We start from the raw sequence: 15,437 nt of genomic DNA on the forward strand, positions 1-15,437 counted from the left end.
AATGATCGAATCCCTATTAAATCTATCTCTCCCCCTTTTGATTTTCGGGGTCTTCGTTGTTCTGGTCGTTTCGTCAGAGCTTGGATTTTGGATTGGTCGTCTTGCGCTAAAGATAGTTTCTAAAAACGCCCCTCATTATTTTGATAATAGCGATGAAAATGTCAGTACCATCACGAATTCGTCATTAGCATTGCTTGCCTTATTTTTGGGGTTTACATTTTCCTCGGCGATGGATCATTTTGAATTAAATCGTCAGGCTGTCATTAATGAGGCGGCTGTAATTAAAACAGCATATCAAGCGGCAAAACTACAACCCGCACCCTATTCCCAAGAGCTAGTTAAAGACATTCGTGAGTATGCAGATATACGGCTAGAACTGGCGTCAACTCAAAGCAATGAAAAGTCAGTTCGGGAGATCCAATATAAAAGCCAACACCAGCTTGAAAAAATATGGTCGCAATTAAGGGCCATGGCTATAAAGGACCCCCAGGGTGGCTCTTTAGATGTCTTGTTTCAGGCAATCGATAGTGTCGGAACTGCAGAGAATGCTCGAACTGAATACTTATTAAACAATGTCCCTAATGGATTGTTTGTTCCGGTAGGGCTCTTTCTTATTTTTAATGGAGTGCTTTTGGGTGCATCCTTGGGCGAGGGGTCTAAGCGACACATCATTTTGTCTTGGGGACTGTATTTCTTGGTGGCGCTAGCAGTGGGGATCATTGCTGATCTAGACAGACCGCTGCACGGATTCATCAATGTGGACCAGCAGGCAATGCGGATTATGCGCAGCGCCATTCATTAACTCCTAATCGATAAGTTGTTGTTTTAAACGACAACTTAAACTACCCACTACCAATCCAGACACGCTAGAACTCAATTGGATCAAATGAGGTCTTTAGGCCAGCCAACATCCAATTGACTCGCTAATTTTTGTTTTAAGATGAGTTGATGTTTAGAAAATTACCACGCATAGCATCATTGGTATTCCTAATACTCAGTTTTTTCACACCCTTAAACTCGGTGGCTCAGATTCCTTCTGAGTCAGAGATAGCTCAGTCGCCCTTGCTGGGATTGAATAAAGTGATGACTGGTGACTTTGGTGGGCGAATGCTGGAGGTTCGGGCAATTCGTGTGGCAGTGCCTTATAGCAAAACCTTTTTTTATAACGACGCAGGAAATGAAATCGGTTTATTGCCGATAGTTTTGCAGGATCTCTCAATTTGGCTCAATACGCAATATCCTAGTTCCGCTAAAAGGATTCCCTTTGAAGTGGTTGCTTACCCTACGAAGCCAACCCAATTGGTGCCTTCTGTTATTGAGGGTAGAGCAGATATAGCGATGGGAGGATTGCAAACCAACTCAGAAGTTCCAGGAAGCATCGATTTTGTTGAGCCCATGCGTTTCCCAGCCAAAGAGGTACTAGTAACCGGCCCCAGCTCACCTGAGATTAGCGACATACTGCAGCTATCTGGTCAGACCCTGTATATAAGGCCACAATTACGCAATCACGATGGCATCATAAAATTAAATGAAACTTTAAGGACAAACAAGAAGTCCCCAGTGAAAATCGTGGCGCTGCCTGAGAATTTAGATGATGAGGGCGCTCTAGAAATGGTTAATGCGGGCCTCATACCCAATACGGTAACTTATGATTGGATGGTCTCCATGTGGTCTAAGGCGCTTCCAAAAATTAAGCCACATCCGAATATCATTATTAATGATGATGTGCGGATGGGTTGGGCAATTCGTAAAGATAATCCTGAATTAAAGCAGGTACTCCAAAAATTTATTGATTTTGAAATGAAGCATTCGCGTGCTTTATTCGGGGAATGGGAGTCATATGCCAATCATGTGAGTAAGTTAACAGATTCGCGTGATTTAATATCTCAAAAAAGGTATCAAGAATCCATTCGATATTTCCAGACCTATGGAGCGCAATATAACTTTGATCCATTAATGTTAGCGGCTATGGGGTATCAAGAGTCAAGATTAAATCAATCTGCTAGAAATCCTTCGGGAGCAATTGGAGTAATGCAACTACTTCCTAGTACAGGAAAGTTAATGAATGTGGGAGACATCACTTCTTTAGAGTCTAATATCCACGCTGGAAGTAAGTATCTTGATTATTTAATGGCGCAAGGATCTCTAGGGCAAGACTTGAGTCCTGAAAACCGAGATTTATTTGCTTTTGCAAGCTATAACGCCGGACCGCATAATATTGCCAAAGCGAGGCAGCTTGCAATTGAAAAAGGCTTAAATCCGAATATCTGGTTGGACAATGTGGAGATTGCAGTTGCGCAGCTGGTTGGTATTCAAACTACAGACTATGTGCGCAATATTTACCGTTATTACATTGCGTATCGCCTTGCCAAGAACTTAGAGCTGCAAGAAAAGCAATCAGACCAATACAAGTAAAGCCAGTCCTTGCGGAAATTAAAGGGCGGTAAAAGATTGGCGACTATCTTCATCGGGCCGTTTTCTGCCCCCCCCACCCAAGCGCTGTCGTTTAAAACGACACTCCAACAACAGCCCAACGATAGAGCAGAGGATTCCGACATCTCTACCTCATCCCCCCATTTCCCGCCAATCTAATCAACATCCCTAAAAAGTGGCAACACTACAAAAGCAAAATGAATGGGAACTCTGAGAGGGCGGTGGAGTCGGTGTTCTAGGCTAGTGAACGATACGGTTTGGGCAGAATTTATACGCTGGACCATGATTTCCCAAGGTGTCAAACAGTTTCATTTATAATTCCAACTCTTGGCCTGGTAGCTCAGTCGGTAGAGCAGAGGATTGAAAATCCTTGTGTCGGTGGTTCGATTCCGCCCCGGGCCACCAAGAATCTCAATAGCCCACTTGTTGGGCTATTTTCTTTTGGGTTGGATCCTTTAGTCTCGGATAGCCATATCTAGAACCGTCCTTTAAAAGGACAAATCAATTAAACATCCCCGTATCAGTCGATGTCGTTTAAAACGACGTCTTATGCTTCATATCAATCATTACGAGGTTTGCTTTAGCTCCTTTAAAACTTCCATATAGAAACGGTTCGCCAATTCATCCTCAGGAGTAAAAGATTGGCCCCAGCCCTCTTTGTTGTAAATCTCAATTTCTTCGCTATCTCTTGCGCGAATAAATATAGCTATTTTTGGATTCAGTGTTCTTGCTGTTTCTATCATTTTGCTGACATCAATAGAGTCTTGAGAGGCAATAACTAAGACGGCAGCATTGGCAATATGCGCTTGAATCAACACAAATGGATCTGATGCATCTCCCGACACTGCTGGGGTTCCAATTTTTCTTAAATCTTCAACAATCGAGCGATCCTTTTCCGCCACTACACAAGAGACGCCCTGAGCTCTTAATTTTTCTAGAACTCTTTTGCCAACTCGACCATGACCCACAATCACGACTTGCCCAGTCAGTAATGATTGCTGAGTAGATGAAGGCAGCAATGCGAGAGGATCCATGCGTTGATCTAATTCTCTTGCAAGAGATGAGCGCTTTCTGGCCCAGTTGATCAATGGTGAAATGCTGTCAAACAAAAATGAATTAAGTGCTATCGAAATGATGGCGCCTGCAAGTATTAAGCTATAAGCCTCATTTGGAATGAGGTTCATGGCTAAACCCATCCCTGCCAAAATGAAAGAGAACTCTCCAATTTGAGCCAAGCTGATACCAACAGTTGCGGCTGTGTTTAGTGGGTATCTGAAAAGTAAAACAAGGGCCATGGCTGCCAATGTTTTTCCAACCAGAATAATAAAAATTACAACAAGTAGCTTCATGGGCTCTTGCCATAATATTTGGGGGTCAAATAGCATGCCTACCGATACGAAGAAAAGCACAGCAAATGCATCTCTAAGGGGCAAGGATTCGTCCGCGGCTCTTTTGCTTAATTTAGATTCACCGAGCATCATGCCTGCAAAAAATGCCCCCAAAGCAAAAGAAACATCAAATATCTTTGCAGCCAAGAAAGCGATGCCAATAGCAGAAGCGATCACTGCTAAAGTAAATAATTCTCTAGAGCCATTTTTTGCTACTAGCCATAAGATTTTGGGTAGCAATCTTTTACCAATAACAAGCATGAGCACTATAAATGCGCTTACTTTGGCCAGTGTGATACCTATTGGCTTAAGTAATTCAGTGAAATTACCACTGGTGGCGTTGGCTCCATCATGCTGAAATAATTCAGCTAATACAGGGAGAAGAACTAGGGCCAAAACCATGACCAAATCTTCGACAACAAGCCAACCAACTGCAATTTTGCCGTTGGAGGTATCCAAAAGACCTTTATCTTCTAATGCACGTAAGAGGACAACCGTACTTGCAACCGACAGACTCAAGCCAAATATAAGTGAGCCCAATAAAGACCATCCCCAATTGGTTGCAACGAAAAAGCCGAGCGCCGTCGCAACTAACATCTGAAAAAGTGCGCCTGGAATGGCAATTTTTTTCACGGCCATCAAATCGCCAATAGAAAAATGTAAGCCAACACCAAACATGAGTAGCATCACCCCAATCTCAGCCAATTGCATCGATAGACCAACGTCAGCAACAAATCCTGGCGTAGCTGGGCCAATAAGCACGCCTGCGAGTAGGTAACCTACCAATGGCGGCATTTTTAAATAAGTAACAGCAAACCCCAGAATCAGCGCCAAGCTAAATCCAGCGGCAAGAATGGCGATAAGGCTTACATCATGTGGCATGAATCTAACCCCTTAATACTGTTGGAATTCTTAACATCACAATAATAGTTCACTGCATCAAAAGGGGTATTTGTGTTGTTGAGCTAACTCAATGGTTTGGATAATGATTAAAGGATCATATGAAATGTCGTTTTAAAGGACAGTTTAGAGTTAGAGTCAGGCATCCTCGGCCCTGGTTCGATTCCGCCCCGGGCCACCAAGAAACACCAAAACCACCTTCGGGTGGTTTTTTATTGCCTTGTGTAAAACTACCATCATGAATATTGATGAATATCGTATAGCAACAGTCAAAGATGTTCCAGAGTTGGTGAGCTTGATAAACAACTCGTATCGTCCCAACGATTCTGAGGCTGGCTGGACTCATGAGTCAGAACTCATAGAGGGCGACAGAATTAACCCACAGCAACTTACTGATCTGCTTGATAGAGATGGGTCGACAATATTGCTCGGCCTAAACAAAGGCGAGATTGTTGCCTGCGTGAATATCAATGAAGAGTCAGGGGCGATTTATTTGGCCATGCTAACTGTTAAGCCGTCATGCCAAAATTTTGGGTTGGGCAAAGAAATGCTCCAGCTCGCAGAAGAGTATGTCGAGAACCAATATGAGTCTTCAACACTTAATTTGTTTGTCATTTCAGAGCGTAAGGAGTTGTATGATTTTTATTTACGCAGAGGCTATCAATCCACGGAAATAATCTCAGACTATCCAGCAAATGCTGGGGTTGGTATTCCCAAGGTCGTTGGACTTAAGTTGGCACTATTAACAAAGCAAATTTCCTAGGCCCTGGTTCAATCCCGTCTCGAGCTATCAAGAAATACCAAAACCACCATCGGGTGGTTTTGGTATTAAGATTAATATAAGTTAATTACCGGTGATTCATATGAAAAATTTGCTAATTGCCTTCGGCTCAGCCTTACTCGTTTTGGCCTTAAGCGGCTGTCTTGCGAGCACAACATCGCCCGTGGGTGTGAATTGCGACTATAGCCAAGGCAAGCCATTATGGGAGTTGCCTCTTGATTGTCAGGGTAGATAATCCTTGTGTCGGCGGTTCGATTCCGCCCCGAGCCACCAAGAAGGACGCAAATTACTAGACTTCTATAAGATGGATGAAGCCGGGGGGAATAACGATGCCATTGGTAAGAATTGATTTAAGCAAAAAATACTCTGAGGGCTTTGCACGGCAGGCCGGGGACATTGTCTATAACGTAATGCGAGAACAAATCAACGTTCCTGAAGATGATAAGTTCCAGATTATCACTAGACACGATGTATCGGAATTTAATCTTCCAAAAAGCTATTTGGGCATTGAATATTCAGAAGGGATCATTTTTATTCAGGCGATCATAAGCTTTGGCAGATCCACAGATCTTAAAAAGAAGCTATACAGAGCCATTTGTGAATCCCTAGTTACAAATCTTCAAGTCAGAGCTCAAGATGTCTTTATCAACTTACTTGAGGTGAACAAAGAAAATTGGTCATTTGGTAATGGTGAAATGCAATATGCCGATAAGGCTTAAGTATCCCTAGATATTCTGCCTCACCAGAAAAATTGTTTTAAACGACAATACAAAGTCAGACTGATAACAGGGGGCTGCATGTATAAGCTTATCGCTTTTGATGCTTATGGAACATTATTTGATGTGTATTCCATGGGAAAGTTGGCAGAAGATTTATTTCCTGGCAATGGCCAGGCCTTTGCTCTAATGTGGCGTGATCGCCAAATTGAGTACACTCGCCTAGTCACCATGAGCGATCCTAATCCTGGTGGCAGTAAGCACTACCTTCCGTTTTGGGAATTAACAATTCGTTCATTGCGTTATGTATGTAAGCGCATGAACTTAAATCTCACTCCTGACTACGAGAAGCGGTTGATGGATCAGTATGCCAAGCTCACTGGTTTTGAAGATAGTCTGCACGTTCTTAAGTCAATAAAAAATAAAAGTATTTCCACGGCAATTTTGTCCAATGGTAGTAGAGAGATGTTGGCGACGGTAGTTGAGAGCAATGGTCTTGCAGCTTACCTGGATCAGGTCGTCACTGTTGAGGATGTGCGATTATTTAAGACCGCCCCTCAAGCCTACGAGCTTCTTTTAAAAGCGTTTCCAGTTAAAAAAGAAGAGGTTCTTTTTGTATCGAGCAATGCTTGGGATGCACTAGCAGCAAAGTGGTTTGGTTTTGATGTATTTTGGGTTAATCGGCTTGGGCACCCCTTTGAGGAGATTGGTGAGAAGCCAAACTATGAAGGCAGTTCGTTAAGCAACGTTTTAGAAGTTATTTAGAGCCTTTAAGTCTTGAGACGTAAAATGAATTCTTAATGCCAATTGAGTTCATTCAGCGTCTAACAAGCGTACAGCGATCCCCCAAAACCAACATTCAATTGGGCGCCTACATGGCGTTTGTGGCGGGCGCTGTAAATGCCGGTGGTTTCTTGGCTATTTCTCGTTATACATCTCATATGAGCGGGATTATTTCCGCAATTGGCGATGACCTTGCTCTGAATGACTTCATTGCGGTTTTAGGCGGCATCTCACTTTTGCTCTCATTTCTATTTGGCGCAGCTACAACAGCCATCATTGTTAATTGGGGCCATAGAAGAAAAATTCATAGTGAGTTTGCCTTGCCGCTATTCCTTGAGGCTGCTCTGTTGTTAGTCTTTGGTTTGGTAGGCGCTAACCTCAATTTATATCTACCTTTAACCATTCCAGCAATCGCCCTTCTGCTGTGTTTTGTGATGGGCTTACAAAATGCTATTGTCACTAAAGCTTCTAAAGCAGAAATTAGAACAACTCATATGACGGGCGTCATTACCGACATTGGAATAGAGGTAGGGAAGTTAATTTATTGGAATAAATCTACGCAAGCCAATGAAAGTGGATACGTCAGGGCGAATAGGGATAAATTAAAAACCCATTTATTTATTTTCGGAATGTTCTTGGTTGGCGGAATTATTGGAGCGCTTAGCTTCAAAACGGTCGGCTATATAGCGGTGATACCACTCTCCTTTTCTTTGGTGTTAATAGCCAGTTTGCAGATGTATCGGGACATTAGAGTGCTAATAAAGGGCTAGCTTTTTCGCATTTGGATGCGAATAGGATGCGGCCTGTACTGCAATGATAAAAAATAAGGGAGGCAAAAGCCTCCCTTATTGATAACGGATTACTATTAAATTAATTAAAACAGGTCTGCGTTCATGACCTTAGTCCAAGCGGCAACAAAGTCATTCACAAACTTTTCTTTGTTGTCATCTTGCGCATACACTTCTGCGTAGGCGCGCAATATGGAGTTAGAGCCAAACACCAGATCAACTCGAGTGGCAGTCCATTTGGTATCGCCTGTATTGCGCTCAACAATGTCATAGCTATTCCGACCGGTAGGCTTCCACTGGTAATTCATATCAGTTAGATTGACGAAGAAGTCATTGCTTAATACACCCTCTCTTTCTGTGAATACCCCATGTTTTGTGCCAGCATAGTTTGTGCCAAGTACGCGCATACCGCCCACCAGCGCCGTCATCTCTTGGGCGGTGAGCCCCATCAACTGTGTGCGGTCTAAGAGCAACTCTTCTGGAGTGACAACATAGTTTTCTTTCAACCAATTACGATAGCCGTCTGCTAGTGGTTCAAGAACTTCAAATGACTCTACATCTGTCATTTCCTGGGTAGCATCACCACGGCCTGGAGTAAATGGCGCCTTAATATCAAATCCTCCGGCTTTGGCGGCCTGCTCAATACCGATATTGCCGCCCAGTACGATGGTGTCAGCAATGCTGATGCCGGATTCTTTTGCGATTTTTTCGTACACCGACAAAACTCTTGCCAAACGTTCTGGTTCATTGCCTGCCCAGTCTTTCTGTGGCGCTAAACGAATACGCGCACCATTAGCACCGCCGCGCTTATCTGAGCCACGATAAGTGCGAGCGCTATCCCAAGCAGTATTTACGAGATCGCTGATGGATAGGCCGCTGGCTTTGATCTTCGTTTTGACTGCTTCAACGCCATAATCTTTTGGGCCTGCCGGTACTGGATCCTGCCAGATTAAATCTTCATTAGGAACATCTGGCCCAAAGTATCTTGCTTTAGGTCCCATATCTCGATGGGTTAACTTAAACCAAGCCCTAGCAAACGTTTCGGAGAAGTAGGCTTGATCCTTATGGAACTTCTCTGAGATCTTGCGATACTCAGGATCCATTTTCATTGCCATGTCTGCATCGGTCATCATTGGCATGCAACGAATGGAGGCATCTTCAACATCAACCGGCTTATCTTCTTCTTTAATATTGATGGGTTCATATTGCCAGGCACCCGCTGGACTCTTAGCCAGTTTCCATTCGTAATTCAATAACAAATGGAAGTAACCGTTATCCCACTGGGTTGGGTGTGTTGTCCAAGCGCCTTCAATTCCGCTGGTTACAGTATCTCTGCCAATGCCACGAGTCTTGTGATTCATCCAGCCAAGACCTTGTTCATCAATCGGAGCCCCCTCTGGCGCTGGCCCAAGATTGGCTGCGCTGCCATTGCCATGTGCTTTCCCAACAGTATGTCCGCCAGCAGTTAGCGCAACAGTCTCTTCGTCGTTCATTGCCATGCGAGCAAAAGTCACCCGAATATCTTGTGCGGTTTTCAGGGGATCTGGATTGCCATCTACGCCTTCTGGATTTACATAGATCAAACCCATCATGACAGCAGCAAGAGGATTGGCTAAGTCTCGTTCGCCAGAATAGCGACTTCCTTCACCACCACTTTTTTGGAGCCATTCTTTTTCAGAGCCCCAATAGATATCTTTTTCTGGATGCCAAATATCTTCTCGGCCAAATGAGAAACCAAATGTTTTGAGTCCCATGGATTCGTAGGCAATGGTGCCGGCCAAGATCATGAGATCGGCCCAGCTCACCTTATTGCCATATTTCTTTTTGATTGGCCACAAGAGTCGACGGGCTTTATCTAAGTTTGCGTTATCTGGCCAAGAGTTCAATGGAGCAAAGCGTTGATTACCTGTCCCAGCCCCACCGCGACCATCGGCAATGCGATAGCTTCCAGCGGAGTGCCAGGCCATGCGAATCATTAGGCCGCCGTAATGCCCCCAATCTGCTGGCCACCAGTCTTGGCTATTGAGGAGAAGATCTTTCATATCCTGCTTGAGCGCACTCACATCGAGCTTTTTCAATTCATCTCGATAGTTGAATGACGGACCCATTGGGTTTGTCTTTGTATCTTGCTGATGAAGAATGTCTAGGTTCAGTGACTTTGGCCACCATGCCATAGGGGTGTTGCTGGATTCAGTATTGGCCCCGTGAGCAACTGGGCACATTCCTTTTGATGTCATTTAGATCTCCTTGTAGGTAAATCATTTTTGCTTAGTTAGCCTGACTTATTCAGACTAACTGATAAAGCTATAAACAGTCTGTTTGGTTAGCAGTTTTTTATTCGCCCGCCATGAATGTGATGAGAATGTTCATATTTAGCCCTTCCGGTTGGGCTCTGGCCGCAAAATGGTCAGTAGGTCCCGTTCATATTGATGGCTGAGGAAGTACAAGCCTTCTGCAATTACAGCCAATCTGGTTTGAATCTTCATTTTTAACTCCCTTCCTTGTGTGTTGTGATGGGATCATCTTGTTCTTTGTTAAATGATTCGTCCAATGAATTAATATGAACTTATTTATCGAATAAATAGATAATAAAATTGAGCGATATGAATTTGATGGTGTCATAGGACATCCTCAGTCTCGCAGGTAAATCAGCATTGATCAAGCCAATATCAAAAGTTACCATCAGGTAATTCGGGCCTGAGCCCCTAGACAAGAACATGAGCCAGCCCCCATTGATTTCCGTAAGCTACATCAGCAAGGCAACCCAGGACATGGGTGTCTTGGCATTGATGCGCTTGACTGATCAGGCTGCGCAACTCAATCAAAAGTTGGGGCTATCCGGAGTGCTCTTTTATGAAAATCAACATTTTGGTCAGATATTAGAGGGGCCTCGTGCAGAGGTCACAAAAATATGGGAAAAAATTCAGCGAGACCCACGCCACCACCAGGTGCGCCTGTTGAATATGAAAGAGATCGAGGAAAGAAGTTTTCCCGCCTGGTCAATGCGCTTCTTCTTGGCAAAAGAAATCATTGCAAAGATGCCTAACCTTACTGGCGTATTGGACGGGCTGCCCGAGCATGATGTTGAGCTATTAAGGCTAATGCGAACAGCGGCAGAATGAGAGCGAGCACCCTTTGGTGATGAGTATGAGGCGGCCGTGTTAGCCACTAAACTACTTGCATGAAGCAACTTCTATACTTTTTTCTGATTGCAGCGTTTGGGGTTTCCTTTGCGCAAGAGGTATCTAATTCTTACGACTTAAAAGTTGCCGTCACCAGGGCAGGCGATCGCTTTCAGGTAAATGCAAGCTATGAGGTGCCGATTAACGTATGCGAAGCTTTTGCATTTATTACTGACTATGAGGGCGCTAAAATTTTGCCTGGAATAGTGGAGTCAAAAGTGCTCTCTAGATCAGGCAATAAAGTGAAGGTTGCTCGCTTGCTCGAAGAAAGAATTTTATTCATTCCATTTGAGATGCGATCTGAATTGGAGTTCGTAGAGCTGCCCAATAAAGCATTGCTCTTCGAGCAGGTAAGTGGAGACACCAAGTATTACAAGGGGAGCTGGCGGCTCTTGCCTGAAAAAGATTTCACTACGTTTAAATACGATGCACAGGTTGAGCCAAACTCTCTTGTGCCATCGGCGGTGATCGAGTTTTTTATCAAAAACATCGTGCGACGACAGTTTGAGTCAATGGCTGAGTTGGCATCTCAAAGAAAGCCCCCTCAAAAAACGGCATGTAAGTTGTAATGAGTGAGCTGATTTTTCAGAGCATATTGCTTGGCTCATTAGGGCTCATTGCTGGAGTCTTGGGTAGTGTCTTGGGGTTTGGGACAACCATCATATTGATGCCCGCCCTGGTTTACTTTTATGGGCCCATGCAAACGATTCCGGTAATTGCTATTACTGCGACTGTTGCAAATATTTCTAGAATATTTTTATGGTGGCGAGTCATTGATTGGAAGGCTTGTGCGGTTTACAGCCTAACTGCAATACCTGCCGTAGTTCTTGGGGCACATACTCTTATATCCTTAAATGAGCGTCTAATTCAATTAGTGCTCGGCATTTTTTTGATTAGCCTCATTCCAATTCGTCGATGGATGCGACGACAGCAATTCTATTTAAAGTTATGGCAGTTGAGTTTAGTCGGTGCCTTTATTGGCTATCTCACAGGAATTGTAGCGACCACCGGAGCCATTAATACACCATTCTTTTTGGCCTATGGATTAAGTAAGGGCGCCTTCTTGGGAACGGAGGCAGCCAGCACCCTCTCTATTTTATTTGCCAAAGGAATTACTTTTCATCAGCTAGGCGTCTTAAATTTGACGGCCATTATTCAGGGGCTGTTAATTGGCAGCACAGTCATGGCTGGATCAATACTATCTAAACGCATTGTGCTGTCTTTGCCTGAAAAAAGCTTTATGTTCCTAATGGAGTTAGTGATGTTGATCTCGGGAATCTTGATCATCGGAATGGCGTTCTAGCACCTTCTTTCAAATTTTGCTTTAGAGTAATGTGAACATGACTAATCTCAATCAACTCCCCACTGATTTACCGATTCCTCAGGATGATGGGGCCGCAGCTCACTTAGTAGGTATGCGCTTGCCCGCTATCTCATTGGGCACGACTAATGCTAGCCAATTTAATCTTGGTGAGAGCAAAGGCCGCTTAGTGATTTACTGTTATCCGATGACAGGCCAGCCCAATGTTCCGCTACCGGAAGGGTGGGATCAAATACCTGGAGCAAGAGGGTGTACGCCACAAAGTTGTTCCTTTAGAGATCACTATCAAGAGTTACGCGCCTTAGGTGCAGATGTTGTTGGTCTCAGCGTGCAGTCTACCGAATACCAAAAAGAGATGGCGGATCGATTGCACTTACCTTTTCCGGTATTAAGTGACGCAGGCTATCAACTTCAGCAAGCTTTGCACTTGCCAACTTTTGTTGCTGCTGGAATGACTTTATTAAAGCGCATCACTTTGATTGTGAATGATGGCGTGATTGAAGCTGTGCACTACCCAATATTTCCGAGCGATAGCGATCCGGCTTGGGTGATGGACTACCTAAAAAATAATCCTGCCTAAGCTAAGGCAAATTGTATTTAGCCCAGGTGAACAAGACGTTTCCGACATTTTGTCCACCAGGCACATAGGCAGTCTGGATGCTGAGATCTTTGTAGCTGATTGAGGCAATGGGTAGCACCCCGGGGAAGGGGACGTAGTTCATGATGTCTTGGCGAGACATCATGAAGACAGTTGCTCCAACGCCATACTTCCAGTCTGGGCTATTGCCGATGTTCCACATCGGTATCCATCCATAGCCGACCATGTACTCATAAATTCCGTGCGAGTCTTTGAAGGTCATGCCATAAATGCCCTCCCAATTACCGCTCTCATTCATCAATCCTCTGCCGAATCCAATGCCCATTGGGTACTCGGTGTACTCATTGATCTTGTCTTGAGAATACGCATAAGGCATGTGATAGGTATAGAGGGGAATGTAAAGCTCGTTACCGCCTTTATCCCAAACTGACTCAAGATGCGTAGTTGTAGTCTGGAACCACTCGGATACGGTTTCAGCGCTAGGGGCTGCAAATGGCATCAAGAGAAGCAAAAGAACAATGAATCTACGGCACATAACTAAGAATTTCTGAACTGAAAAAGGCAAAACGTCTCTTAAGTAAGGATTAATGCTGTTTTTGTAATAAACCACCTGAATTGACAAGATTATATGTTGCTTTGCAGCAATATTTGCTTGCAAAGGCCAAAATAAGCTATTAATATGGTGCAGTGCAACAAAATAACCCTTTAAAGGAAATATCATGTTCAAAAATCAATTCGCAGAAAATCAAGCCAAATCCGTAGAAAGCGCCCGTGCATTGGGTCAAACAGCTCTTGAGAATGCTCAAGAGTTGGCAGAAATCAATTACCAGGCTGCACAACAAGCTGTAGCAAATGCGCAAGCTAAGGCTGCTGAGCTATTGAAGGGCAAAGATGCCAAAGCTGCACTAGACCTTCTGCAAAGCCCAGAAGTACAAGAGGCTGTTGCTGAGGTGGCTGCTTATCAGAAAAAAGTAGCTGCAGTGCTGCGTCGCGGTAATCAAGAGTTGGTTGAGGCTGTAGAAGCCGCCATTGACCAATCACAAGATGACTTGAAGAGCTTTGTAGCCGCTGCTACTTCAAAAGCCCCGGCTGGCTCAGAGGCATATGTAAGCGCCTTTACATCCGCGTTCAATACAGCAATGCAAAACTTTGACCAAGTGCGTTCAACAACACAAGACGCCTTTGCAAACTTTGAGAAAAGTGTTGAAACAGCAATGAAGACTGCACAAGGTCAATTTGGCCAAGCCCCTAAGGCAGCAAAAAGCCGCGCCAAGTAATTAGTAGATAATAGCCACACAGAAAGCCCCGTGTAAGCGGGGTTTTTTGATGGCGTTACTTCAAAAAAATTTGAGAAAATAGCCAGATAGCTGTTAAAAATGCATGAAGAGGCGCGCTTTTAATTCTTGAGGAAATAGTATGAATCGCATTATGTTGTTAGCAAAAATTCACAGGGCAACCGTTACTGAGGCGGATTTGCATTACGAAGGCTCTTGTGGAATCGATGAGGATTTGCTCGATGCTGCTGATATGCGCGAGTTTGAAAAGATCGAGCTCTACAACATTAACAACGGTGAACGTTTCTCAACTTACATCATTAAGGCAAAGCGCGGTTCTGGGATTATTTCTCTGAATGGTGCAGCTGCACGCAAAGCGCATGTTGGCGACCATCTCATTATCTGTACCTATGGCCAAGTCAGTAATGATGAGGTTGCAAAGCATGTGCCTAAAATTGTTTTATTGGGCGAAGGCAATGCCATTAAAGAAATCAAGAAGGTCAATTAATTTTTGATTGGTAGTCGACTAGGTGTAAGCCAGCATTACACGAATAGCATCACGAGATATACTAGCGACAAGCAGGAGAGTGAGGTCTTAGACCTCCACCGAAGGCGCAAACTCCCATGAACGCTCAGGTACCCACTAGGAAGGTACTGCTTATCCTAAACAGCCGTCTGGAGAGTCACCATATTAATGGTGCACCGAAGGAGCAAGCACTAAGTTAGGTCTTAGTGTGAATCTCTCAGGTATCAAGGACAGGGGGAGCGGCAAGCGGGTGACGCATTCTTTGCGCACACGCATGTTAGGAGCCCTGCATGAATACCACCCCAAGCTAACTCAGTAAGAGCGCATGACAAATTTCCCGTCACGGGACCTTAAAAAACTTACTGAATCAGGCAAACAATATGAGCAATATCTACACCAAAGAAGCACCATACCATCCAGGCTATGAGGATGCATCGTTTAAACATGAAGTTTCAAAAGGCGTCTCTGAGTTGAGCGAACTGAGGCGAGTAAATTCACGTTATCTAAAGTTTGCAGACGCCATTGTGGATTTCTGCAAAGCGAGTCATGTTCCAGTGAAAAAAGTGACTGCAGAATAGCGAGATTTAGGAAGTAAGGATCCAAAATTAAAAGCCACCTACTGAACTGACCCCCAAAAGTTGGACGCTATGTCCAACCAAGGGGGTTTTGTTTTATGAGCAAGTACAACAAGCAGTTCAAACTAAAGGTAGTTAAGGAGTTTTTAAAGTCAGGCGGTCAAAAACGGGT

General features: G+C 44.1%; 16 protein-coding genes, 1 tRNA gene and 1 riboswitch. Of the genes, 14 read left to right on the top strand and 3 right to left on the bottom strand.

The genetic code is table 11. The features are described from left to right. The first annotated feature begins 1 nt into the window (after position 1). From ICN11_RS06385 to ICN11_RS06395, 3 genes are all read left to right on the top strand, one after another. Entirely contained in the window at positions 2-802 is an 801-nt protein-coding gene (locus ICN11_RS06385; RefSeq protein WP_216229630.1) for a hypothetical protein, read from the top strand. A 146-nt stretch (positions 803-948) separates the two neighbouring features. Beyond that, entirely contained in the window at positions 949-2,415 is a 1,467-nt protein-coding gene (locus ICN11_RS06390) for a transglycosylase SLT domain-containing protein (protein ID WP_216229631.1), read from the top strand. 347 nt (positions 2,416-2,762) lie between these two features. Beyond that, positions 2,763-2,838, top strand: a tRNA-Phe gene (locus ICN11_RS06395). Between the two features lie 161 nt (positions 2,839-2,999). On the opposite strand, the gene ICN11_RS06400 is transcribed toward ICN11_RS06395, so the two are convergent. Continuing rightward, positions 3,000-4,703: a cation:proton antiporter gene (locus ICN11_RS06400; protein WP_216229632.1), complete on the bottom strand. Its 1,704-nt coding sequence runs from the start codon at positions 4,701-4,703 to the stop codon at positions 3,000-3,002. A gap of 256 nt (positions 4,704-4,959) precedes the next feature. Between ICN11_RS06400 and ICN11_RS06405 the strand changes: the two genes are divergently transcribed. The 4 genes from ICN11_RS06405 (at position 4,960) to ICN11_RS06420 (ending at position 7,771) form a co-directional block, all read left to right on the top strand. Continuing rightward, positions 4,960-5,484, top strand: a complete 525-nt coding sequence (locus ICN11_RS06405; protein ID WP_216229633.1) for a GNAT family N-acetyltransferase — start codon at positions 4,960-4,962, stop codon at positions 5,482-5,484. 347 nt (positions 5,485-5,831) lie between these two features. After that, positions 5,832-6,221, top strand: a complete 390-nt coding sequence (locus tag ICN11_RS06410; RefSeq protein ID WP_216229634.1) for a tautomerase family protein — start codon at positions 5,832-5,834, stop codon at positions 6,219-6,221. Positions 6,222-6,299: 78 nt separating this feature from the next. Next, on the top strand, positions 6,300-6,983 hold the full coding sequence (locus ICN11_RS06415) for a haloacid dehalogenase type II (protein WP_216229635.1): 684 nt from the start codon (positions 6,300-6,302) through the stop codon (positions 6,981-6,983). 35 nt (positions 6,984-7,018) lie between these two features. Continuing rightward, entirely contained in the window at positions 7,019-7,771 is a 753-nt protein-coding gene (locus ICN11_RS06420) for a YoaK family protein (protein WP_216229636.1), read from the top strand. Positions 7,772-7,875: 104 nt separating this feature from the next. On the opposite strand, the gene katG is transcribed toward ICN11_RS06420, so the two are convergent. Continuing rightward, a complete protein-coding gene (katG, locus tag ICN11_RS06425) occupies positions 7,876-10,026 on the bottom strand; it encodes a catalase/peroxidase HPI (RefSeq protein ID WP_216229637.1) in 2,151 nt (716 codons plus the stop codon). A gap of 480 nt (positions 10,027-10,506) precedes the next feature. Here katG and ICN11_RS06430 point away from each other — a divergent pair, with 480 nt between their 5' ends. The 4 genes from ICN11_RS06430 to ICN11_RS06445 are packed head-to-tail and all read left to right on the top strand — an operon-like array spanning position 10,507 to position 12,872. Beyond that, complete coding sequence (locus tag ICN11_RS06430; protein ID WP_216229638.1) at positions 10,507-10,911, top strand: BLUF domain-containing protein; 405 nt, start codon at positions 10,507-10,509, stop codon at positions 10,909-10,911. A gap of 59 nt (positions 10,912-10,970) precedes the next feature. Then, a complete protein-coding gene (locus ICN11_RS06435; protein WP_216229639.1) occupies positions 10,971-11,540 on the top strand; it encodes an SRPBCC family protein in 570 nt (189 codons plus the stop codon). Further along, positions 11,540-12,274, top strand: coding sequence for a sulfite exporter TauE/SafE family protein (locus ICN11_RS06440; RefSeq protein ID WP_216229640.1), 735 nt, complete (start codon positions 11,540-11,542; stop codon positions 12,272-12,274). Before ICN11_RS06435 ends, ICN11_RS06440 begins: the two co-directional genes overlap by 1 nt. A gap of 37 nt (positions 12,275-12,311) precedes the next feature. Next, positions 12,312-12,872 carry a peroxiredoxin gene (locus ICN11_RS06445; RefSeq protein WP_216229641.1) on the top strand — a complete coding sequence of 187 codons (561 nt, stop codon included), beginning with the start codon at positions 12,312-12,314 and terminating at the stop codon, positions 12,870-12,872. 1 nt (position 12,873) lies between these two features. On the opposite strand, the gene pagP is transcribed toward ICN11_RS06445, so the two are convergent. Beyond that, positions 12,874-13,611, bottom strand: a complete 738-nt coding sequence (gene pagP, locus ICN11_RS06450; protein ID WP_216272816.1) for a lipid IV(A) palmitoyltransferase PagP — start codon at positions 13,609-13,611, stop codon at positions 12,874-12,876. Between pagP and ICN11_RS06455 the strand changes: the two genes are divergently transcribed. The 3 genes from ICN11_RS06455 (at position 13,610) to ICN11_RS06465 (ending at position 15,268) form a co-directional block, all read left to right on the top strand. After that, entirely contained in the window at positions 13,610-14,167 is a 558-nt protein-coding gene (locus ICN11_RS06455) for a phasin family protein (protein WP_216229643.1), read from the top strand. The two genes, pagP and ICN11_RS06455, sit on opposite strands and share 2 nt — an antisense overlap. Positions 14,168-14,306: 139 nt before the next feature. Further along, positions 14,307-14,672, top strand: a complete 366-nt coding sequence (gene panD, locus ICN11_RS06460; RefSeq protein ID WP_216229644.1) for an aspartate 1-decarboxylase — start codon at positions 14,307-14,309, stop codon at positions 14,670-14,672. 157 nt (positions 14,673-14,829) lie between these two features. After that, positions 14,830-14,934: riboswitch (glycine riboswitch) on the top strand. Between the two features lie 136 nt (positions 14,935-15,070). After that, positions 15,071-15,268: a hypothetical protein gene (locus ICN11_RS06465; RefSeq protein WP_216229645.1), complete on the top strand. Its 198-nt coding sequence runs from the start codon at positions 15,071-15,073 to the stop codon at positions 15,266-15,268. The last annotated feature ends 169 nt before the right edge of the window (positions 15,269-15,437 follow it).

It is taken from the genome of Polynucleobacter sp. 78F-HAINBA (assembly GCF_018882325.1).
Classification (GTDB): Bacteria; Pseudomonadota; Gammaproteobacteria; order Burkholderiales; family Burkholderiaceae; genus Polynucleobacter.